At 72.4% G+C, this 20,071-nt stretch carries 21 protein-coding genes and 1 pseudogene; 10 read left to right on the forward strand and 12 right to left on the reverse strand.

Annotation, left to right across the window (positions count from 1 at the left end):
• Positions 1 to 106: 106 nt before the first annotated feature.
• Positions 107 to 2,047: an AMP-dependent synthetase/ligase gene (locus tag ACZ5CW_RS14405; RefSeq protein ID WP_468600951.1), complete on the reverse strand. Its 1,941-nt coding sequence runs from the start codon at positions 2,045 to 2,047 to the stop codon at positions 107 to 109.
• A 336-nt stretch (positions 2,048 to 2,383) separates the two neighbouring features.
• On the opposite strand from ACZ5CW_RS14405, the gene ACZ5CW_RS14410 reads away from it, so the two are divergent.
• Positions 2,384 to 3,313 (forward strand): MaoC family dehydratase, encoded by a 930-nt coding sequence (locus ACZ5CW_RS14410; protein ID WP_468600953.1) that lies wholly within the window; start codon positions 2,384 to 2,386, stop codon positions 3,311 to 3,313.
• Between the two features lie 106 nt (positions 3,314 to 3,419).
• Entirely contained in the window at positions 3,420 to 4,502 is a 1,083-nt protein-coding gene (locus tag ACZ5CW_RS14415; protein ID WP_468600955.1) for a hypothetical protein, read from the forward strand.
• Here ACZ5CW_RS14415 and ACZ5CW_RS14420 read toward each other — a convergent pair.
• From ACZ5CW_RS14420 to ACZ5CW_RS14460, 9 genes are all read right to left on the reverse strand, one after another.
• Complete coding sequence (locus ACZ5CW_RS14420; RefSeq protein ID WP_468600957.1) at positions 4,490 to 5,146, reverse strand: TetR/AcrR family transcriptional regulator; 657 nt, start codon at positions 5,144 to 5,146, stop codon at positions 4,490 to 4,492. The genes ACZ5CW_RS14415 and ACZ5CW_RS14420 overlap by 13 nt on opposite strands.
• 47 nt (positions 5,147 to 5,193) lie before the next feature.
• Entirely contained in the window at positions 5,194 to 5,493 is a 300-nt protein-coding gene (locus ACZ5CW_RS14425; RefSeq protein ID WP_468600959.1) for a DUF4229 domain-containing protein, read from the reverse strand.
• 100 nt (positions 5,494 to 5,593) lie between these two features.
• The gene (locus ACZ5CW_RS14430) at positions 5,594 to 6,118 is read right to left on the reverse strand and encodes a GNAT family N-acetyltransferase (RefSeq protein ID WP_468600961.1); all 525 of its coding nucleotides are present in this window, start codon (positions 6,116 to 6,118) and stop codon (positions 5,594 to 5,596) included.
• A gap of 16 nt (positions 6,119 to 6,134) precedes the next feature.
• Positions 6,135 to 6,785, reverse strand: coding sequence for a UdgX family uracil-DNA binding protein (locus ACZ5CW_RS14435; protein WP_468600963.1), 651 nt, complete (start codon positions 6,783 to 6,785; stop codon positions 6,135 to 6,137).
• Positions 6,786 to 6,839: 54 nt separating this feature from the next.
• A complete protein-coding gene (gene mqnE, locus ACZ5CW_RS14440; RefSeq protein ID WP_468600965.1) occupies positions 6,840 to 8,003 on the reverse strand; it encodes an aminofutalosine synthase MqnE in 1,164 nt (387 codons plus the stop codon).
• Between the two features lie 38 nt (positions 8,004 to 8,041).
• On the reverse strand, positions 8,042 to 8,497 hold the full coding sequence (locus ACZ5CW_RS14445) for an Lrp/AsnC family transcriptional regulator (protein ID WP_073901832.1): 456 nt from the start codon (positions 8,495 to 8,497) through the stop codon (positions 8,042 to 8,044).
• Between the two features lie 67 nt (positions 8,498 to 8,564).
• A complete protein-coding gene (locus ACZ5CW_RS14450; protein WP_468600968.1) occupies positions 8,565 to 9,239 on the reverse strand; it encodes a UbiX family flavin prenyltransferase in 675 nt (224 codons plus the stop codon).
• Positions 9,240 to 9,321: 82 nt separating this feature from the next.
• Positions 9,322 to 10,224 carry a menaquinone biosynthesis prenyltransferase MqnP gene (mqnP, locus tag ACZ5CW_RS14455; RefSeq protein WP_468600970.1) on the reverse strand — a complete coding sequence of 301 codons (903 nt, stop codon included), beginning with the start codon at positions 10,222 to 10,224 and terminating at the stop codon, positions 9,322 to 9,324.
• Positions 10,221 to 11,678 (reverse strand): menaquinone biosynthesis decarboxylase, encoded by a 1,458-nt coding sequence (locus ACZ5CW_RS14460; RefSeq protein ID WP_468600972.1) that lies wholly within the window; start codon positions 11,676 to 11,678, stop codon positions 10,221 to 10,223. Before ACZ5CW_RS14460 ends, mqnP begins: the two co-directional genes overlap by 4 nt.
• A gap of 164 nt (positions 11,679 to 11,842) precedes the next feature.
• On the opposite strand from ACZ5CW_RS14460, the gene ACZ5CW_RS14465 reads away from it, so the two are divergent.
• Positions 11,843 to 12,466 (forward strand): TlpA family protein disulfide reductase, encoded by a 624-nt coding sequence (locus ACZ5CW_RS14465; protein ID WP_468600974.1) that lies wholly within the window; start codon positions 11,843 to 11,845, stop codon positions 12,464 to 12,466.
• Here ACZ5CW_RS14465 and ACZ5CW_RS14470 read toward each other — a convergent pair.
• Positions 12,402 to 12,953 carry a DUF3515 family protein gene (locus tag ACZ5CW_RS14470; RefSeq protein WP_468600976.1) on the reverse strand — a complete coding sequence of 184 codons (552 nt, stop codon included), beginning with the start codon at positions 12,951 to 12,953 and terminating at the stop codon, positions 12,402 to 12,404. The genes ACZ5CW_RS14465 and ACZ5CW_RS14470 overlap by 65 nt on opposite strands.
• 63 nt (positions 12,954 to 13,016) lie before the next feature.
• Between ACZ5CW_RS14470 and ACZ5CW_RS14475 the strand changes: the two are divergent.
• Together ACZ5CW_RS14475 and ACZ5CW_RS14480 are read left to right on the forward strand one after the other, a co-directional pair.
• Positions 13,017 to 13,319, forward strand: a pseudogene (locus tag ACZ5CW_RS14475) (PLD nuclease N-terminal domain-containing protein); the annotation flags it as partial.
• A 22-nt stretch (positions 13,320 to 13,341) separates the two neighbouring features.
• Positions 13,342 to 14,223, forward strand: coding sequence for a LysR family transcriptional regulator (locus tag ACZ5CW_RS14480; RefSeq protein WP_468600978.1), 882 nt, complete (start codon positions 13,342 to 13,344; stop codon positions 14,221 to 14,223).
• Here ACZ5CW_RS14480 and ACZ5CW_RS14485 read toward each other — a convergent pair.
• Positions 14,120 to 15,067, reverse strand: a complete 948-nt coding sequence (locus ACZ5CW_RS14485; RefSeq protein ID WP_468600980.1) for a DMT family transporter — start codon at positions 15,065 to 15,067, stop codon at positions 14,120 to 14,122. The two genes, ACZ5CW_RS14480 and ACZ5CW_RS14485, sit on opposite strands and share 104 nt — an antisense overlap.
• Before the next feature lie 174 nt (positions 15,068 to 15,241).
• Between ACZ5CW_RS14485 and ACZ5CW_RS14490 the strand changes: the two genes are divergently transcribed.
• The 5 genes from ACZ5CW_RS14490 to ACZ5CW_RS14510 all read left to right on the forward strand — a co-directional run bounded on the left by ACZ5CW_RS14490 (position 15,242) and on the right by ACZ5CW_RS14510 (position 20,024).
• On the forward strand, positions 15,242 to 16,213 hold the full coding sequence (locus ACZ5CW_RS14490; RefSeq protein WP_468600982.1) for a quinone oxidoreductase family protein: 972 nt from the start codon (positions 15,242 to 15,244) through the stop codon (positions 16,211 to 16,213).
• Positions 16,214 to 16,336: 123 nt separating this feature from the next.
• On the forward strand, positions 16,337 to 17,053 hold the full coding sequence (locus ACZ5CW_RS14495) for a TioE family transcriptional regulator (RefSeq protein WP_468601112.1): 717 nt from the start codon (positions 16,337 to 16,339) through the stop codon (positions 17,051 to 17,053).
• Positions 17,054 to 17,057: 4 nt separating this feature from the next.
• Entirely contained in the window at positions 17,058 to 17,507 is a 450-nt protein-coding gene (locus ACZ5CW_RS14500) for a nucleoside deaminase (RefSeq protein ID WP_468600984.1), read from the forward strand.
• Positions 17,500 to 18,465 (forward strand): isopenicillin N synthase family dioxygenase, encoded by a 966-nt coding sequence (locus ACZ5CW_RS14505; protein WP_468600986.1) that lies wholly within the window; start codon positions 17,500 to 17,502, stop codon positions 18,463 to 18,465. Before ACZ5CW_RS14500 ends, ACZ5CW_RS14505 begins: the two co-directional genes overlap by 8 nt.
• A gap of 152 nt (positions 18,466 to 18,617) precedes the next feature.
• Positions 18,618 to 20,024 (forward strand): condensation domain-containing protein, encoded by a 1,407-nt coding sequence (locus tag ACZ5CW_RS14510; protein WP_468600988.1) that lies wholly within the window; start codon positions 18,618 to 18,620, stop codon positions 20,022 to 20,024.
• Positions 20,025 to 20,071 lie beyond the last annotated feature (47 nt).

Raw genomic sequence — 20,071 nt, forward strand, 5'->3', positions numbered from 1 at the left:
GGCGGCAACCCGCTCCGCGCCCCCGCCGAGTCCGGACAGAGGTGGGACCGGCAAGGAGCGGGTGCCGACCGACAGTCCGCCGGGCGAGCGGACCGGGCAGCGGGCCTCAGCGCTGGTACAGGCCCTCCACCGCGCTCGCGAAGTCCCGCGTGATCTGCTCCCGCCGCAGCTTCATCGAGGGCGTCAGATGACCGGCCGCCTCGGTGAAGTCGCCGGGGAGCACGGCGAACCGGCGGATGGACTCGGGCCGGGACACCAGCCTGTTGGCCTCGTCGACCGCGCGCTGGAGGACGGCCGCCAGCTCGGGGTCGTCCAGCAGGAGTTCGGGTGGCACCGGATGCTTGCCGATCATCTGGCGCCAGTGGGTGATGCCGTCGGAATCGAGGGTGATCAGGGCGGCGACGTACGGACGGCCGTCGCCGACGAGCATGACCTGGGAGATCAGCGGGTGCTGGCGCAGCCAGTTCTCCAGCGGGGCCGGGGCCACCGACTTGCCGCCCGCGGTGATCAGCAGCTCCTTCTTGCGGCCGGTGATGGTCAGATAGCCCTCGTCGTCCAGCTCGCCTAGGTCGCCGGTGGGCAGCCAGCCGTCCCGGGTCGCGGGGACGACTCCGCCGGCCTGCGGATCCCAGTAGCCGCGCAGCACGTGGTCGCCGGCGATGAGGATCTCGCCGTCCGCCGCGATCCGTACGCGGGTGCCGGGCAGGGGCCAGCCGACCGTGCCGAGGCGGGGTTTGAGCGGCGGGGTGACCGTCGAGGCGGCGGTGGTCTCGGTCAGGCCGTAGCCCTCGAAGATCTCGATGCCGGCGCCGGCGTAGAACGCGGCGAGACGCCGGCCGAGGGGGGAGCCGCCGCAGATGACGTACCGGACGCGGCCGCCCATGGCGGCCCGGATGCGGCGGTAGACGAGCGGGTCGTAGAAGGTGCGGGCCGTCTTCAGGGCGCGGCCCGGGCCGTTGCCGGTGCCGGTCTGCCGGGCCTCGACCGCCTCGCCGTAGCGCTGGGCCACGGCCGCCGCCCGGTCGAAGACCGCCACCCGGCCGCCCGTCTCGGCCTTGGCCCGCGCGGAGTTGTAGATCTTCTCCAGCATGTAGGGGATGGTCAGCAGGCAGGTGGGCTGGAAGGCGGCCAGGTCCGGGAGGAGGTCCTGCGCCGCCAGGCTCGGCGCGTGGCCGAGGCGGACGCGCGCGCGGACACAGGCGATGGCCACCATCCGGCCGAAGACGTGGGACATCGGCAGGAAGAGGAGGACCGACGGCTCGTCGTTCTGCGCCTTGAACACCGGGTAGAGCAGTTCGATGGCGTTGTCGACCTCGGCGAAGAAGTTGCCGTGCGAGAGGGCGCAGCCCTTGGGGCGGCCGGTGGTGCCCGAGGTGTAGATGAGCGTGGCGAGGGTGTCCGGGCCGAGCATGCCCCGGCGTACGGCCACCTCCCCGTCCGGTGTCTGGGCGCCCGCCTCGGCGAGGCGCTCCACGTGGTCCTGGTCCATCACCCAGACATGCCGGAGGTCGGGCAGGTGCTGCAGCTCGGGACCGATGGCGGAGGCCTCGCCGGCGGTCTCGGCGATCAGGGCGACCGCTCCGGAGTCGTGCAGGATCCAGCGGGTCTGGAAGACGGAGGAGGTGGGGTAGACGGGGACGGTGACCAGGCCGGCCGCCCAGGCGGCGAAGTCGAGCAGGGTCCATTCGTACCGGGTGCGGGCCATGACGGCGATCCGGTCGCCCGGCTGCAGTCCCTCGGCGATCAGTCCCTTGGCCACCGCGAGCACCTGCTCGGCGAACCGCGCGGCCGTGACGTCCGCCCAGCGGCCGTCGGGCGCGCGGCGGCTGAGGGCGACGGCGCCGGGGTCCGCCTCGGCGTTCTCGAACGGCAGGTCGGCCAGCGAGCCATGGGTGACCTGCGGCGCGAACGGCGGTACGGACGCCTCGCGTACGACGCCGTCCAGCCGCCTGATCTCCGGCTCCACCAGGACCGGGCGGCCGTCGTAGTCGACGGCGGAGACCGGGGCGCCGGAGGAGACGGGGGCGTTCGGGTACGGGGTGGACACGGGCGGCTCCTCGGACGTGCAGCGGTGCACGGCTTGCTGCATGACGTACGTGCCTCGCACACCGAGGCGTTCACCGGCGGCGGGCCGCAGAAAGGGGTTACCGACGGTTAGGCAGGTGATCGTACGGGCCCACTGTGAGGGCCTTGTGCGGGTTCGGGGATGGTCCGGGGCCGGGGATGTGCAGCCTCGGGGGTTATGTGAGGGGGGTTCAGCTTTGCGGGTCCGCCGCGACCTGCTCCTCCTCACCACAGTGGCTCACCTAGCCTTACCTTCGGTAACCTTACTCCAGAGTAAGCATTTTGGAGCCCCTCGGAAACCGAGTCGCGGGAGTTGCACATGGCCGACCGAGAGCCTGCCGGGGACGCGCCGGGCGCCGTCACCCTGGCCACCGCCCCCACGCTGGCCCCGCTGCTGGCCCGGGGCGCCCTGCGCTCCCCCTTCAAGCGCCCCGCCCCGGGCGCGGACTTCCCGCGCACCCGCCTCGTCCTGCCCGGCCTGCGCGTCGACCTGGCGAAGCTGGCCGCGTACGAGCGCGTGTGCGGCTTCGCCACGGGTGCCGTCGGCGGTACCGGCGCGGACGCGCTGCCCGTCACCCACCCGCACGTCCTCGGCTTCCCGCTGGCCATGCGCCTGATGAGCGGACGGGACTTCCCGCTGCCGCTGCTGGGCCTGGTCCACACGTCCATCGAGATCGTCCGCCACACCGAACTGCCCGCTTCCGGGGAGTACGAACTCGCCGTGCACATCGACGGCCTGGCCCCGCACCGGCGCGGCACCGAGGCCACCGTGGTGACCGGGCTGCGCTCCGGCGGCGACCTGGTCTGGGAGTCCCGCAGCACCTACCTGGCCCGGCACCGCACCGAGGGCGGTACGGAACCCGAGGCACACATGGACGAGGCACACGTGCACGACACCCACGACGCCCACGACACCCCGCTGCCCGCCGTCGCCGAGTGGCGGCTGGCCGGGGATGTGGGGCGCCGGTACGGCGCGGCCTCCGGCGACCGCAACCCCATCCACCTGCACCCGCTCACCGCCCGCCTCTTCGGCTTCCCGCGGGCCGTCGCGCACGGCATGTGGACCGTGGCCCGCTGTCTGGCCGCCCACGGCACGCCCACCGCGGCCGTGGTCCGGGCCCGCTTCCGGGCGCCGGTGCTGCTCCCGGGCACGGTGGTGTACGGCGCGGACGGCACCGGCCGCTTCGAACTGCGGGGCGCGGGCGGACGGCTGCACGTCACGGGTGAGGTGCGGCCTTCACCACGGTGAACGACGGCACCAATGCGCCAACTCCCTTTTGGGGTACGCACGTTGCCTCGATGAAAGCCGCCCTCGTTCCTAGCATGTACACAGCAGGCAACCAGACGGGGGAACCATGGAACCGACCGAACTCGTGTCGCACGCCGTGAGAGTGGTGACCGGCCTGGCCGGGGGTGCGGCCACCGCTGCCGCCACCGGAGCGGGGCAGGCCGTCACCGACCTGGTACGCCGGCGGCTCGCCGGTACGCCGTCGGGACAGGCGGCCCTGGCGGCCGTGGACGACCGGCCCGACGATCCGGCGGCCGCCGACGGACTGCGCGACGAGCTGGTGGCCACGGTCGCGGCCGACCAGGACTTCGCCGCCGCGCTGGACACGGCCCTCGCCCCGGTCCTCGCCGGGCCGCGACCCGCGGAGCCGCCCGGACAGCACATCCGGAACAGTGTGGTGATCGGCGGCGGAGCGCGGGTCCGCGGCAACACCATCGCGCTCGGCCCGGTGCACTTCGACCGGACGCCCGCGGGCCGCACCGCCCTCGGGGCTCTCTGTGTGCTGGTGGCCGCCTTGGTGGCGCTCGTGTTCTACGGCGGCGTCCAAGTCCTGGACGACGGCTCACCGGACTCCCGGGCCGCAGGCGGGGCGGCCTCCGGGGGGCAGGGCCGGCAGGAGGCCGGGACCGGCCACGACGCGGCGGACGGTGGCGACAGTGAGGCGCGACGGCTCCCCGACGCCTACGCCCTGCGCGACGTCCTGCCGGACGCGACGAGCCTGCCGTCGGGTTGGACGGAGAGCGACGCGCCCACCGTGGGCGTCTCCTCACAGGACGACGGCTCGGAGTTCCAGGGCACGGCCACCTACTTCGGCCGGTACGGCATGACGACCCGGTTCGCGGTGTTCTCCTACCCGGACGCGAGCACGGCCCGGTCGGCCTTCGACGCGAAAGCCGAGGAGGTGGGGAGCCAAGGCGCGCGGGCGCTGACCATGCCGCAGGTAGGGGACCAGGTCAGGGCGTTCGTGGTCTCGACGAGCCGGGGGGACGCCTACGTCACCGAGACCAGCCGCAGCACGATGGTCCGCACCGGAACCGTCCTCACGCTCGTCACCGGCGAGGACAACGAGAGCCGTAGCTACACCAGCGACGACCTCGAGAGCCTCACCCGGCTCCTGTCCGACCGCGCCCGGACGGCTCAGGCGGGCTGAACGGCCGGTGGCGGGCTCCAGGGCCGGCCGTCCATGAGGTTGCCCAGACCCGACCAGGCGAAGTTCATCAGCGTGGCCGCCGCCTGGCGGGCGGTGACACGGGACGTGGCGTTGGCCCAGGCGGCGAGCGACTCCGCCGCTCCGACCAGCGCCTCGGCCAGCCCGGCGACCTCGTGCTCGGGCAGGTCCGGGTCCCGGTGGGCCTCCCGGGCCGCGACCGCGATCAGCCGGGTCGCGAAGGCGACGATCTCCTCGCGCATCGCGGCGACCTCGGCCGCGAACGGCTCACCATGGGTGCGGGCCTGCAGATGCAGCACGGACCACGCGTCGGGATGCTCGGCGGTGTGCGCGAAGAACGCCTGCAGCCCGTCCCACAGTTGCCGGTCGGCGGGCAGGTCCGGCCGCACACCGGCGCGCACGGCCTCGGTCAGCGCGGCCGCCTCCCGGCGGATGCACGCCGTGAAGAGGTCTTCCTTGGAGTTCAGGTACAGATACACCAACGGCTTGGACACGCCCGCCAGTTCGGCGATCTCGTCCATCGACGCGGCCATGTACCCCCGTCGGCCGAAAATCCGTACGGCGGCGTCGAGCATCTGTTGCTCCCGCACCGCACGCGGCATCCGTTTGGTCTTCACGGCACCCATGGGGCAAGACTAATTGCGACCGGGGGCGCCGGGAGCCGTGTACTCGGTCAGGAGGGCTGGCCCTGGGCGTGGGCGGTGTCGTCGGCGCCGTCCTCCTGGCTGCGGTTGGCGTCCAGGTTGGCCTTGATCCGGTCGACCCTGCCCGCGACCTGCACCGAGGCCCGCTCCCGCTCCTTGCGCAGCACCGCCCAGCTGATCGGCGCCGAGAGCACCATGGCGAGCAGCAGGACCCACAGGAAGTTGGCGTCGCCGTAGCCGCGCGGGAAGATGCCGGAGTAGACGGCTCCCCAGACGACCACGAGGCAGCCGGCGAAGATGCCGAGGCGCATCAGCGTGTAGCGGAGCATCTCAATCCACTCTTCCGTGTCGTACGGTCCGAAAACCCATATCGGGCATCGTCCAGTGAAGCACGCCGGGCCGGTGATCTTGGCAGGGGGTGGGGGCGCCTCACGCGAGCGGCAGCAGCATGGTGATGTCGTCGCGGTCGTCGCCAGGGGCCACCCGGATGGCGTCGGGCACCCTGCCGACCTCCTTGTAGCCGCAGGAGGCGTAGAAGTGCTCCAGGCCGAGGCCGCCCCGGCAGGTGAGCCGTATCGCGTCGATGCCCTCGAAGGCGCGCGCCGCGTCCGCGGCGGCCGCCAGCAGGTCGCGTCCGTATCCCTTGCCCTGGTGCCGGGGGTGGACCATCACCGTGTAGAGCCACACCCAGTGCCGCTGCAGCCGGTGCGTGTTGAAGGAGAAGAACGCGGTCGCGGCCACCTCCCCCGCCTCGTCGTGCCCGACGAGCAGCCGGTGCCGGGCCTCCGCCATGGCCACGAGGTGCTTCACCAGCTCGGGGCGGATGTCCTCCGGGGTCACGGTGGGCACGAAGCCGACCGCGCCGCCCGCGTTGGAGACGTCCGTCCACAGCTCGAGGACGCCGTCGCGCAGGGCGGGGGTGAGGGCGGGATCCAGCGTAAAGGTAAGGGGCATAGGCGCATGGTATCTATTACGCCAGTGCGCGTGCAGCCACTTCCAGATCGGCCACCAGCCCCCGGTAGGCACCCTCCCGGTCGTCCGCCCGCAGCACGGACGACGGGTGCACCGTGGGCACCAGCCGCTCCGCCCGCCCGTGGATCTCCCGCTCCAGTACGGTCCCGCGCACCTCGCCCACCCGGAACGACGAACCGAGCAGCGCCCTCCCGGCCGTCGCCCCCAGCACCACGATCAGCTCCGGCTCCACGATCGCCAGCTCGGCCGCGAGCCACGGCCCGCACGCGGCCGTCTCCCGCAGGCTCGGCGCCTTGTGGATGCGGCGCTTGCGCGGCTCGGCCCGGGTGAACTTGAAGTGCTTGACGGCGTTGGTGACGTACGCCTCGGCGGGATCGATGCCGGCCTCCGCGAGCGCCCTGTCCAGGAGCTTGCCGGCGGGGCCGACGAACGGCCTGCCCTGGCGGTCCTCCTGGTCACCGGGCTGCTCCCCGACGAGCATCACGCGGGCGTCCGCGTTTCCGGCGCCGAAGACGGTCTGCGTGGCGTCGCGGTGCAGGGGGCAGCCCCGGCAGCCGGCGGCGGCTTCGCGGAGAGTGGACAGGGTGGGGTGGTCCGGCACGAAGGGCTCCGCCGTGTAGGCGTCCTCGGGGGTCTTCGTGGTGGCCATGGACGCCGGGTACCCCTCGGTCACCTGGGGAACCGAGGGGGGCGTCCGGGCGAATCACACCCGCATCGGCTGGGGGGAGTCGCGACGCGCCGGGTCGGAACCCTCGTACTCGCGGATGATCTCGTAGCGCGTGTTGCGCTCCACCGGGCGGAAGCCGGCGTCGCGGATCAGGTCCAGCAGGTCCTCACGGGTCAGCTTGTTCGGCGTGCCGAAGTTGTCCGCGTCATGCGTGATCTTGTACTCGACGACCGAGCCGTCCATGTCGTCGGCACCGTGCTGGAGGGCCAGCTGGGCGGTCTGCACGCCGTGCATGACCCAGAAGACCTTGACGTGCGGGACGTTGTCGAAGAGGAGCCGGGAGACGGCGAAGGTCTTCAGGGCCTCGGCGCCGGTCGCCATCTGGGTGCGGGCCTGAAGGCGGTTGCGGACCTTGCCGTCCTTCATGTCCACGAAGTCGTGCTGGTAGCGCAGCGGGATGAAGACCTGGAAGCCGTTCGTCTCGTCCTGCAGCTCACGCAGCCGCAGCACGTGGTCGACGCGGTGCCGGGGTTCCTCGATGTGGCCGTAGAGCATGGTGCACGGGGTCTTCAGACCCTTCTCGTGCGCCAGGCGGTGGATGCGGGACCAGTCCTCCCAGTGGGTCCGGTGGTCCACGATGTGCTGCCGGACCTCCCAGTCGAAGATCTCGGCGCCGCCGCCGGTCAGCGACTCCAGGCCCGCGTCGATCAGCTCGTCCAGGATCTCCGACGCCGACAGCCCGGAGATCGTCTCGAAGTGGTGGATCTCCGTCGCCGTGAACGCCTTCAGCGACACGTTCGGCAGCGCGGCCTTCAGCTCCCGCAGCGAGCGCGGGTAGTAGCGCCACGGCAGGTTCGGGTGGAGCCCGTTGACGATGTGCAGCTCGGTGAGGTTCTCGCTCTCCATCGACTTGGCGAGCTTGACGGCCTCCTCGATGCGCATCGTGTACGCGTCCTTCTCGCCCGGCTTGCGCTGGAACGAGCAGTAGGCGCAGGAGGCCGTGCACACGTTGGTCATGTTCAGGTGCCGGTTGACGTTGAAGTGCACGACGTCCCCGTTCTTACGGGTCCGCACCTCGTGCGCGAGGCCGCCGAGCCAGGCCAGGTCGTCCGACTCGTACAGCGCGATGCCGTCCTCGCGGGTCAGCCGCTCACCGGAGCGGACCTTCTCCTCCAGCGCGCGCTTGAGCCCGACGTCCATGCCAACACCTTTCTCCGACAGCCCGACCAACGGTATCCCTAGACCTCTTCCGGCAGCTCGCCGACCCGGTTCTCCCACTTGGTGGAGAGCACGATGGTGGTACGGGTCCGGGAGACGCCCTTGGTGCCGCTCAGCCGACGGATCGTCTTCTCCAGGCCGTCCACGTCCGTGGAGCGCACCTTGAGCATGAAGGAGTCGTCGCCGGCGATGAACCAGCAGTCCTCGATCTCGGGCAGGTCCCGCAGCCGTTGCGCCACGTCCTCGTGGTCCGCGGCGTCCGAGAGCGAGATGCCGATCAGGGCGATGACCCCGAGGCCGAGGGAGGCCGCGTTCACCGTGGCGCGGTAGCCGGTGATGACTCCGGCCGCCTCCAGCCGGTTGATGCGGTCGGTGACGCTGGGTCCCGACAGGCCGACGAGGCGCCCCAACTCCGCGTAGGAGGCCCGGCCGTTCTCCCTCAGGGCCTGGATGAGCTGCCTGTCCACCGCGTCCATGCGATCGAAGCCTTCCGCTGAAGAGTTCCGAAGAGTGATGAGGTACTGCGCCCGGCTCCGCCGGGCCCTACTGGTCGGGCCGGCCGCCGCCCAGGTCGCCCTGCCACCGCCGGTACAGGCCGTGCCCGACGCCCGCCGCGTCCAGCACCCGCCCGGCGACGAAGTCCACCAGGTCCTGGATGTGTGTGGCGCCCGCGTAGAAGGCGGGCGAGGCCGGTACGACCGTGGCACCGGCGTCGTCCAGCGCGACGAGGTGCCGCAGCGTCTGGCCGTTCAGGGGGGTCTCCCGCACCGCGACGACCAGCGTCCGGCGCTCCTTCAGTGTGACGCTCGCCGCCCGCTGGAGAAGGTCCTTGGACAGGCCGAGTGCCACACCCGCCACGCAGGCCGTGGAGGCGGGCACGATGAGCATCCCCTTCGCCGGGTACGAACCCGAGGACGGCCCGGCCGCGAGGTCCCCCGCGCCCCAGTACCGCACCCCGCTGACGTCCACGTCGAAGGTCCCGGGCTTGCCGTCGGCGCCCCGGGCCAGCCATTCGCGCAGGTCGTCCTGCCAGTGGGCGTCACGGAACGGGATCCCCGTCTCGTCCAGCAGCGTCAGCCGCGAGGCCCGGCTGACCACCAGGTCCACCGCTTCCCCCGCCCCCAGCAGCGCCCGCAGCACGGCAGCGGCATACGGCGTCCCGGAAGCTCCGGACACCCCCACGATCCAAGGCGCGCGCTGCGTTTCTCCTGCGTTCACACCTTGAGCGTACCGGCGGGTCGCCCCGCGCTCAGGCCGGGTCGTACGCCCCGGGGGCGGCGGGGAGACGGGCCGGGGCCAGTCAGACGGTCAGACCGCGCACCAGCAGATCGAGCAGCGCGCACACGAACAGGGCAATACCGATGAAGCCGTTGACCGAGAAGAACGCCCGGTTCAGGCGGGACAGGTCGTGCGGGCGGACGATGCGGTGCTCGTAGACGAACGCGCCCGCCACGATCGCGAGGCCCAGCCAGAAGAAGGCACCGGCGTGGGTGGCCAGGGCGTACCAGACGAACAGGGCCGTCGTCACCGTGTGACAGGCCCGCGCGCCCCAGATCGCGGCCGGGATCCCGAAGCGGGCCGGCACCGACATGACACCGATCTCGCGGTCGGTCTCGACGTCCTGGCAGGCGTAGATCAGGTCGAAGCCGCCGATCCAGACGCCCACGGCGAGGCCCAGGACGACCGCTTCCCAGGACCAGGAACCGGAGACGGCCAGCCAGCCGCCGACGGGGCCCATGGCCTGGGCGAGCCCGAGGATGGCCTGCGGGAAGTTGGTGAAGCGTTTCCCGTAGGGGTAGACCACCATCGGGACCACCGCGACCGGCGCCAGGGCCAGGCACAGGGGGTTCAGCAGGGCCGCGGACCCGAGGAAGACCACCAGCGCGACGAGGGCGCCCGTCCAGGCGTGCCGGACGGACATCGCGCCGGTCACCAGTTCCCGGTGCGCCGTGCGCGGGTTACGGGCGTCGATCTCGCGGTCGATGATCCGGTTGACCGCCATCGCGAACGTCCGCAGGCCGACCATGCAGATCGTGACCAGCAGCAGCCGGCCCCAGTGGATGTTCTCGTCCAGGTCGTACATCGCCGTGAGCGAGGCGATGTACGCGAAGGGCAGCGCGAAGACCGAGTGCTCGATCATCACCAGGCGCAGGAACGCCTTGGTGCGTCCCGGCCGGGGGATGGCCGCGGAGGCGGAGCTCACAGGCCGTACTCCTTCCAGCGGCGGTCCACCAGGGCCGCCGTATCCGGGTCCGACAGGACCATGTCCGGCCACCCGCCGTCGCGGGTGTAGCCCTCCTCCGGCCACTTCTTCGTGGCGTCGATGCCCGCCTTGCCGCCCCAGAACTGCTGGTAGGAGGCGTGGTCGAGATGGTCGACGGGACCCTCGACGACCGTGAGGTCACGGGCGTAGTCCGTGTTGCCGAGGGCCCGCCAGGCGACCTCGTGCAGATCGTGGACGTCGCAGTCGGCGTCCACGACCACGATCAGCTTCGTCAGGGACATCATGTGCGCCCCCCAGATCGCGTGCATCACCTTCTGCGCGTGCTTCGGGTACTTCTTGTCGATCGAGACGATCGCGCAGTTGTGGAAGCCGCCGGCCTCGGGCAGGTGGTAGTCCACGATGTCCGGGACGATGATCTTCAGCAGGGGCAGGAAGAAGCGTTCCGTGGCGCGGCCCAGCGGGCCGTCCTCGGTCGGGGGGCGGCCGACGACGATCGACTGGAGCAGCGGGCGCCTGCGCATGGTCACACAGTCGATCTTCAGCGCCGGGAAGGGTTCCTGCGGGGTGTAGAAGCCGGTGTGGTCGCCGAAGGGGCCCTCCGGCAGCATCTCGCCGGGCTCCAGCCAGCCCTCCAGGACGACCTCGGCGTTCGCCGGGACCTGGAGCGGGACCGTCTTGCAGTCGACCATCTCGATCCGCTTGCCCGCGATGAACCCGGCGAAGAGGTACTCGTCGATGTCGCCGGGGAGCGGGGCGGTGGAGGCGTACGTCACCGCCGGCGGGCAGCCGAAGGCGATCGCGACCGGCAGGCGCTCGCCCCGCCGGGCCGCCACCTGGTAGTGGTTCCGGCTGTCCTTGTGGATCTGCCAGTGCATGCCGATGGTGCGCTTGTCGTGGCGCTGCAGCCGGTACAGGCCCAGGTTCCGGATGCCGGTCTCGGGGTCCTTGGTGTGGGTCAGGCCCAGGTTGAAGAAGGAGCCGCCGTCCTGGGGCCAGGTGAAGAGGGCCGGGAGCCGCTCCAGGTCGACCTCGTCACCGTGCAGGACGACCTCCTGCACGGGCGCGTTGTCCGGCTTCACCTTCTTCGGCGGCACGTGCGTCATCGCGCCGAGCTTGCCGAAGGCCTCACGGACGCCGACGAAGCCGTGCGGCAGCTCGGGCCGCAGCAGGCCGCCGATCTTCTCGGAGATCTCCCCGTACGACTTCAGGCCCAGCGCCTTCAGCAGCCGCCGGTCGGTGCCGAAGACGTTCATCGCCAGCGGCATCGCGGAGCCCTTGACGTTCTCGAAGAGAAGCGCCGGTCCGCCGGACTTCTGCACCCGGTCGACGATCTCCCCGACTTCCAGGTAGGGGTCGACCTCGGCCTTGATGCGCTTGAGGTCTCCCTCGCGCTCCAGCGCCCGCAGCAGGGAGCGAAGATCGTCGTAAGCCATGTGCCCCAGTATCGCCGACGGGCCGCTTTGTCCATGCGCCCACCCCTGCCCGGCCGGGGCGCCGGGGGTCGGCCCCGGGGACGGCACAGCGGCCGGCGGCCGCCGCGGACAGGTCACCGGGGCGGCACCGGGGGTCTTCGGGGCGGCTGGGATACTCCTCGGTCATGAGACGTCACCGTCTGCTGCCCGGCCTCGCCCTGCTGTTCGCACTCGCCGCGTGCGCGCCGGGACAGGAGGCGGGCGGCACCTCCGGCTCGCCGCTGACCCGCGTACCGGCCGCCGACCGGCGCGCCGCGCCGGACCTCGCCGGTACCACCCTCGACGGGAAGCCGGTCCGCCTCTCCGACTACCGCGGCAAGGTCGTCGTCCTCAACATGTGGGCCTCCTGGTGCGGCCCTTGCCGTGCCGAGGCGCCCGAACTCTCCCGCGCCCAGCGCCGCTTGTCGGCGAAGGGCGTCCAGGTGCTGGGCCTGGACACGGACGCCGAGCGGGCCGCGGGCCTGGCGTTCCAGCGCGACCACGACCTCGCCTACCCGAGCCTGCACGACCCCGGCAGCCGGCAGCTCGCCCTGCTGCCCCGGGGATACCGGCCCCAGGCGCTGCCGTACACGCTGCTCATCGACCGGAACGGGAAGATGGCGGGGCTGTGTCTGAGCACGCTCACGGAGGAGGAGGTCGGCGAGATCACGCGCCCGCTGTTGCGGGAGAAGGCCCCTGGGGCGGTCAGTCGCGGCTCAGGCAGTGCCCCTTCGGCGGCACCGGCGCGACCAGCCGGCTCAGCTCTATGAGCACGGTGTCGGTCCGCCGGACCGAGTCCGCGAGCGACACCTCCACGGCGGGCCGTCTGCCGTAGGTGACGAGGAGTTTGCGGCCGCCTCGGGACTCGGCCTCGCGCAGCACCCAGTCCACCCCGTCCACGGCGACGCACGGATCCTTCGTCGGGGCCGGCGGGTTCAGGCCGCAGCGCAGCCGCACCGCCCCGTGGCCCCAGACCGCGAGTCCTTCGAAGGTGATCCGGTCGCGCCGATCGCCGTCCAGCCGGTCCGGATAGTGGTCGGCGATCCGCGCGCACGCCGGGTCCTTCGCCAACGGGCCCTGCCGCAGGCCGAACACCGGCGAGGACAGCTCCTGGGCCACCAGCACCCCCGCGACGGCCAGGCCGCCCGCGGCCACCCCGGCCGCGGCCCAGGTCCTGCGCCTGCGCACCCTCATCGTCTCGTCCCCCGTTCCCACCCGGCCGACGACCGGCGACCGGCGACCCCCGACGACCATCATGGCCACCCGCTACCCTGGCCCGGTCACCGGGGCCGTCTCACACCGTCGGGAGATCGCACGACCATGCTCAGGTATCTGCCGTTCCTGCTGGTCCTGGCGCTGTGGATCTATGCCTTCGTGGACTGCCTGAACACGCCCGAGGAAGAGGTGCGCCACCTGCCGAAGGTGGTGTGGGTGATCATCATCCTGCTCTTCGGCGAGGTGCTGGTCGGCCCGGTCGCCTGGCTGATCACCGGCAAGGTGCGGCACGCCCCCGCGGACGGCTCCGCCCCCTCGGAAGGGCATCGCGGCACCGCCACCGGCTGGGTCGCCCCCGACGACAACCCCGAGTTCCTGAAGTCCCTGGACAGGACGGACAAGGACGACCCGAAGAACGGCGACTGACCCCGTGGAACTCCGGCTGCTCGTCACCTTCGAGAAGGTCGCCACGGTCCTGAGCTTCACCCGGGCGGCGGCCGAGCTGTCGTACGCGCAGTCCAGTGTGACCAGTCAGGTCCGGGCGCTGGAGGCCTCCCTCGGCGTGGAGCTGTTCGACCGGCTCGGCAGCCGGATCCGGCTCACCGAGGCGGGCGAGCGGCTGCTGCCCTACGCCCGGCAGATCATCGAGCTGGCCGAGGAGGCCCGGGCGGCCGTCACCGAGCCGCAGGAGCCGTCCGGCACCCTGACCGTCGGCACGATGGAGTCGCTGACCTCCTACCGGCTGCCCCCGCTGCTGGAGTACTTCCATCACCGTCACCCCGGGGTGCGGCTCGCCCTGCGGACCACCATCGGCGACGAGACCCGGCAGGCGCTGCGGCAGGGGACGTACGACGTCGGCTTCCTGATGGAGGAGGAGACCGAGCACCCCGGTCTGGACGGCGTGGTGCTGGCGGTGGAGCCGCTGGCGCTGGTCGCGGCGCCCGGACACGCGCTGGCCGGAAAGCCGGTCGCGACGGCCGAGCTGACCGGGCAGGCGCTGCTGGCCACCGAGCCGGGCTGCGCCTACCGGGACCTGTTCGAGCGGGAGCTGTCGGCGCTGGGACCGGTGGAGTTCATGGAGTTCGGCACGATCGAGGCGACCAAGCGTGCGGCGGCGGCCGGCCTCGGGGCCGCGTTGCTGCCCGAGGTGACGGTCGCCGCCGAACTCGCGGAGGGCTCCCTGGTACGGCTCGCGTGGGAGCCGCCGTTCACGCTTCGCACGCAGCTGGCGTGGCGGACCGGGAAGCGGCTTCCGGCGCATGCCCGGCTGTTCGTGGAGCAGGCGCGGAAGCTGGCTTCCGGGCAAGGGTGACCTTGAGGCTGGCCGTCACGATCAGCGGGACGCCCAGCGCCTGGACGAGCCCGATGTGGTGTCCGTACACCGCCCAGTCCATCACCATGGCGACGGCCGGGTAGACGAAGGCGAGTACGGCGATCTTCGCGGTGGGCAGCTGGGCGTAGGCGGCGTACATCAGGACGTACATCACGCCGGTGTGGACGAGGCCGAGCCCGGCCAGCCAGCCCCAGTCGGCGCCGGTGCCCCGCATCGCGCCGAAGTCCGCGAAGGGCAGCAGCAGCGGGATGCCGACCAGGACCTGGACCAGGGCGATCAGGTGCGGGCGTACGCCGGTGATCCGCTTGGTGACCAGCGTGGACAGGCCGTACAGGAGGGCGGCCAGCAGGGCCTGCCCGACGCCGGTCAGATACGACCCGCCGCCCGCGAAGTCGCCCGGTGTGACGCCCGAGACCAGGATCAGGCCCGCGAAGGCCAGCACGATCCAGCCGACCTTGGCGGCGGTGAGGCGCTCACGGAACAGCAGGGCGCCCAGCAGGACCACGTAGAACGGCTGGGTGTGGTAGACGACCGTGGCGACCGAGATCGAGGTGTTCTCGTACGACTGGAAGAGGAGGACCCAGTTGAAGACGATGAACACGCCGCCGAGCACGGCCAGTGCGAAGGTGCGCGCGGTGAAGCCGTGGCCGCGCAGCCAGCCGCGGGCGACGACGTAGGAGCCCAGCGCCAGGGCGCCGAACAGGACGCGGAAGAACACCACGTTGAAGGGCGAGGCACCCGACTCGACGACGAAGAGACCGAGGGTGCCGGAGAGCACCATCGCGGTCGTCAGCTGGGCCGTGCCCTTGTTCTCTGGGGTCATGCCCACGACGTTATGAGCGGCCCGAGGCGCCGGTCCACGCGCCGGCGGGGCGTCCTGCCGATGGCCCCATCGGTGCCGTCGATGGGCGCGGGCCGGAATCAACTGAGCGGTGCCGGGTGTTCGTTGCTGCGAGAGCAGTCGAGTGCCGGAGAACAGCCAACGGGGAGGCGGCCCATGCGCGCGGTGGAGTTCCAGGAGTACGGCGAGCCCGAGGTGCTGAAGGTGGTGACGGCCGAGGTGCCGGAACCCGGGCCGGGACGGGTGAGCATCGACGTGGCCTACGCCGGGGTGAACTTCGCGGATCTGAAGGCCCGCTCGGAGGGGTACCGGGTGCCCGCGCTGCCGTACGTCCCCGGCCTCGAGGTCTCCGGCCGCGTCCGCGCGCTCGGCGCCGGCGTCACCGGCCTGGCCGTCGGCCAGGAGGTGGTGGCGCTGACGGAGGGCGGTGCGTACGCGGAGGTGGTCGTGGCCGACGCGACGACCGTCTTCCCGCTCCCCGCCGGCCTGGACCCGCGGGCCGCGGCCGCCCTGCCGACGGTCCTGCCGACGGCGTACGCGCTGGTCCACTCCGTGGGCCGGTTGCAGCCCGGCGAGACGCTGCTCGTGCAGGGCGCCGCGGGCGGCATCGGCACGGCGGTCGGCCAGCTGGCGCGGGCGGCGGGCGCCGGCGCGGTGTACGGCGTGGTGTCCTCGGCCGCGAAGGCCGCCCACGCCAAGGAGCACGGCTACGACGAGGTGTTCGTCGGCGCCTTCCAGGAGCCGGTGCGCAGGGCGACCGGCCGGGGCGTCGACCTGGTCCTGGATCCCGTCGGCGGCGACACCCTGCGTGCCGGGCTGGCCTCGCTGGCCGTCTTCGGGCGCCTGGTCTCCTTCGGCAACGCCAGTTCCGCCGAGCCGTGGACCGTCGGCCAGCCCGAGCTGTACCCGCTCGGCATCTCCGTCTCCGGCTTCTCCATCCTCACCCTGGCCCGGACCGACCCGGGCGCCCTGCGCCGGCTGACGGCGCAGGCGTTCGCGAAGGCGGCCGACGGGACGGTGACGCTTCCGGTGACGGCCGAGTTCGCCCTGGAGGACGCGGCGCGGGCGCACCGGCTGATGGGCGGACGGACCAGCACGGGCAAGCTGCTGCTGCGCGTGGATGCGTGAGCGGCAGGCCCACGCAGCCCGCGCGTCGGCGTGGCCGTCAGGCATCTGGCGCGCGGTCGCGGCGGAGCCGGGATGAACACCGGGCCGGGCGGAGGAGACACGAGCGGCGGGGGCGCGGGAGGCATGAGCGGCGGCCGGCTCCGGCCCGTGGACCTGGCCCGTTCAGCCGGTCTGTCCACGCAGCAGATCCGCAACTACGAGGACGCCGGTGTGCTGCCCCCGGCCGAGCGCACCGCCTCCGGCTATCGCCGCTTCGGCCCACCGCACCGCCACGCCCTGCTGACGTACCGCTCCCTGGCGCAGGGGTACGGCACCACCACCGCGGCGCGGATCATGCGGTGCGTGCACGCCGGTGACGCCCCGGCCGCCCTGTCCCTGGTGGACGCGGCCCACGCGGCCCTGCACGGCGAGCGGGAGGCCCTGAAGGCGACCCGGGCGGCGCTGGAGAACTTGGCCGAAGATCACCCCTCGCCGCGGTCCGGCGCCCTGCGCGTCGGCGAGGTGGCCGCCCTCCTCGGCGTCCGCACCTCCGCGCTGCGGGTCTGGGAGGACGCCGGGCTGCTCGCCCCGGGCCGCGACCCGGGCACGGGCTACCGCGTCTACTCCCCCGCCGACGTCCGCGACGCCCGCGTGATCCACTCCCTGCGCCGCGGCCACCACCTGTTCGACCAGATCCGCCCGGTCCTGGACGAGCTGCGCCGGGAGGGCAGCCGGAAGGCGCTGCGGGCCGCGCTCGACACCCGCGAGCGGACCCTGACCGCCCGCACCCGGGCGATGCTCCAGGGCGCCGGCGCCCTGGCCGGCTACCTCGACGCCGACCACCTCGGCGCAGCACAGTAAGAACATGGACGAACAGCAGGCCCGCGCCTGGCTCGCCACCGCCGTCGAGGAGGCCCGCACCGGACTCGGCGAGGGCGGCATCCCCGTCGGCGCCGCCCTCTACGGCCCGGACGGCGCCCTCCTCGGCCGTGGCCGCAACCGCCGCGTCCAGGACGACGACCCGTCCGTGCACGCGGAGACGGCCGCGTTCCGCGCGGCGGGCCGGCAGCGCACGTACCGTGGCACGACCATGGTCACCACCCTCTCCCCCTGCTGGTACTGCAGCGGCCTGGTCCGCCAGTTCGGCATCTCCCGGGTGGTGATCGGCGAGGCCACGACCTTCCACGGCGGCCACGACTGGCTGGCCGGTGCCGGAGTGGAGATCGTGCTCGTGGACGACCCGGAGTGCGTGGCGATGATGCGTGCCTTCGTCGAGGACAACCCGGCTCTGTGGAACGAGGACATCGGTGAGTGAACCGCGGATTCCCGCCATCGATCTCCGGCCCTGGCTCGGCGGGGACGCCGAAGCCCGCAGGGCCCTCGCCCGTACCGTCGACCAGGCCCTGCAGACCGCGGGATTCCTGCTGGTCACCGGGCATGGGGTGGACCCGGGGCTGCGCGCCGCCGTCCGCGGGGCCGCCCGGCGGTTCTTCGTGCTGCCCACCGAGGCGAAACAGGCGTACGAGGCCAGGGTCGGCGGCCGCGGCTGGCTCGGGCCCGGCGCCGAGGCCAACGCGTACGCGGAGGGCACTCCCACCCCGCCCGACCTGAAGGAGTCGCTGACCTTCGCCACGCACGAGCCGTTCGAGGACCCGGTCGTCAACGCCGAGTGGTACGCGCCCAACGTCTGGCCGGCCCAGGTACCGGAACTCCGGCCGCTGTGCGAGGAGTACCTCGGGCGGATGGCCGGCCTGGAGAAGGAGCTGCTGACGCTGCTGGGGTACGCCCTCGGCCTCGAGCCCGACTTCTTCTCCCGGCACATGGACCATCCGACGTACGGCTTCAACATCAACTGGTACCCCGGCAGGGACGTCGTCGGGGAGCCGCGGCCGGGGCAGTTCCGGATCGGGCCGCACACCGACTTCGGGACCGTCACCATCCTCGACCGGCAGGTGGGCAAGGGCGGGTTGCAGGTCTACACCGACGAGGGCGGGTGGGAGGACGCCCCCTACGACCCGGCCGCCCTCACGGTCAACGTCGGCGATCTGCTGGCCCGCTGGACCGGTGACCGCTGGCGCTCGGGGCGGCACCGGGTGCTGCCGCCGCCCGCCGACGCGCCCGCCGAGGAGCTGATGTCGCTCGTGTACTTCGGTGAGTGCACCCCGGGCACCCGGGTGGAGTCCGTGCCGGCTCCGGTGGGCCGGGTGGCGTACCCGCCGGTCGACTCGCACGTCTACCTGCGCGCGAAGCTCGACTCGATCACCGTCGGCTGAGCCCCGGCCGGTCACCGTCGGTTAATCACTTCCGCGTTCGGTCTGCCACCCGTTCCGCTGAATTGAACCGGCCGGGCATGTCCCGGCCGCGTCCCGCGGCATTGCCCTGAGGGGGGCCCGCATCCAAGGCCCCCTTCTGCGATGGGAGACGCGTGCGAATCACTGACATCCAGCGCTGCGAGGTCCGGCCGGGACGGCTCGTCGAGTGGACGCTGAGCCCGGCGACCGTCGCGGTGGCGACGGGGCTTCCGGAGGACTTCCGGCCTCCGGCCTACATCCAGGAGTCGCACATCCGGACGGCCAGGTCCGTCCGGGAGGACGGCCTGTTCGTGCCGACCTGGCTCGGCACCGCCTTCGACCTCCCGGGCCCGGTCGACCTGGACGTGCTGCAGGAGGCGCTGCGCGCCTGGACCGTGCGGCACGAGACGCTGCGCAGCGGATTCCGCTGGGCGGGCGAGGAACTGCGCCGGTTCACACTCGACGCGGCCGACGTCTCGCTGCGCCGGGAGGAGGCGGGCGACTTCCCCGACGCGGACGTCCTCGTCCGGCACCTCCAGGACCGCTTCGACGCCGTCGCGGACGCGCTGCGCTGGCCGAACCTCATCTACACGGCGGTCGTACGGGACGACGGCACGAGCGTGTACATGGCCTTCGACCACAGCAACGTCGACGCCTACTCCCTGCACCGCATCCCCGCCGAGATCCACGAGCTGTACACGGCGGGCCTCGCCGGGACCGCACCGGACTCCCTCGAGCCGGCCGCGAGTTACGTCGACTTCTGCGAGATCGAGCGGGCGGACGCGGACGGCATCGACGACCGGCACGCGATCGTGAGCCGCTGGCGCGAGTTCATCCGCCGCTGCGACGGGACGCTGCCGGGCTTCCCGGTCGACCTCGGCCTGGAGCCGGGCGGCCCGCTGCCCCGGCAGCAGATGCTGTGCGAGCCGCTGGCCGACGCCGACGAGGCGGCGGCGTTCGAGGCGTACTGCAGGCCCTACGGCGGCAGCCTGGTCGGCCTGCTGGCCGCGACCGCGCTCATCGTCCACGAACTGGGCGGACAGTCGGTGTACCGGACGGTGGTGCCGTTCCACACCCGGGTGAAGTCCCGGTGGAGCGACTCGGTGGGCTGGTACGTGGGCGGCGCCCCGATCGAGGTGCCCGTGGGCCGCGCTCCGGGCTTCCCGGAGACGCTGCGGGCGGTCCGCGCCGAACTCCAGGCGAACCGGCCGCTGTCCCGGATGCCGCTGGCCCGGGTGCTGAGCCTGCTCGGCACGGACTTCCGGCCGACCTCCCCCGACCTGTACTCGATCGTCTCCTACCTCGACGCCCGGGCCATCCCCGGCGCCGAGCGGTGGGCGGAGCAGAGGGCGCACGGGCTGATCCGGGTGTCGTACGGGGACCAGGTGTGCGTGTGGGTGAACCGGCTGCACGAAGGACTGTGGCTGGCCGGCCGGTACCCGGACACGGACGTGGCGGCGAAGAACCTGCGGCTGTACGTGGAGCGGCTGCGGGACCACATCGCCTCGGTGACCCACGGCAGTCTCCCGGCGGTTTCGTAACACAACGGACACCACTGACCCTGGCCCGAAGCAACTCCCCCTTTCTA

The organism is Streptomyces sp. NPDC031379, assembly GCF_055569615.1.

Bases quoted from the DNA above. Each gene is read 5' to 3' on its own strand.
- ACZ5CW_RS14410 (WP_468600953.1), top strand. From the start codon at position 2,384: ATGGCCGACCGAGAGCCTGCCGGGGACGCGCCGGGCGCCGTCACCCTG.
- ACZ5CW_RS14415 (WP_468600955.1), top strand. From the start codon at position 3,420: ATGGAACCGACCGAACTCGTGTCGCACGCCGTGAGAGTGGTGACCGGC.
- ACZ5CW_RS14420 (WP_468600957.1), bottom strand. From the start codon at position 5,146: ATGGGTGCCGTGAAGACCAAACGGATGCCGCGTGCGGTGCGGGAGCAA.
- ACZ5CW_RS14425 (WP_468600959.1), bottom strand. From the start codon at position 5,493: ATGCTCCGCTACACGCTGATGCGCCTCGGCATCTTCGCCGGCTGCCTC.
- ACZ5CW_RS14430 (WP_468600961.1), bottom strand. From the start codon at position 6,118: ATGCCCCTTACCTTTACGCTGGATCCCGCCCTCACCCCCGCCCTGCGC.
- ACZ5CW_RS14435 (WP_468600963.1), bottom strand. From the start codon at position 6,785: ATGGCCACCACGAAGACCCCCGAGGACGCCTACACGGCGGAGCCCTTC.
- mqnE (WP_468600965.1), bottom strand. From the start codon at position 8,003: ATGGACGTCGGGCTCAAGCGCGCGCTGGAGGAGAAGGTCCGCTCCGGT.
- ACZ5CW_RS14445 (WP_073901832.1), bottom strand. From the start codon at position 8,497: ATGGACGCGGTGGACAGGCAGCTCATCCAGGCCCTGAGGGAGAACGGC.
- ACZ5CW_RS14460 (WP_468600972.1), bottom strand. From the start codon at position 11,678: ATGGCTTACGACGATCTTCGCTCCCTGCTGCGGGCGCTGGAGCGCGAG.
- ACZ5CW_RS14465 (WP_468600974.1), top strand. From the start codon at position 11,843: ATGAGACGTCACCGTCTGCTGCCCGGCCTCGCCCTGCTGTTCGCACTC.
- ACZ5CW_RS14470 (WP_468600976.1), bottom strand. From the start codon at position 12,953: ATGATGGTCGTCGGGGGTCGCCGGTCGCCGGTCGTCGGCCGGGTGGGA.
- ACZ5CW_RS14485 (WP_468600980.1), bottom strand. From the start codon at position 15,067: ATGACCCCAGAGAACAAGGGCACGGCCCAGCTGACGACCGCGATGGTG.
- ACZ5CW_RS14490 (WP_468600982.1), top strand. From the start codon at position 15,242: ATGCGCGCGGTGGAGTTCCAGGAGTACGGCGAGCCCGAGGTGCTGAAG.
- ACZ5CW_RS14495 (WP_468601112.1), top strand. From the start codon at position 16,337: ATGAGCGGCGGCCGGCTCCGGCCCGTGGACCTGGCCCGTTCAGCCGGT.
- ACZ5CW_RS14500 (WP_468600984.1), top strand. From the start codon at position 17,058: ATGGACGAACAGCAGGCCCGCGCCTGGCTCGCCACCGCCGTCGAGGAG.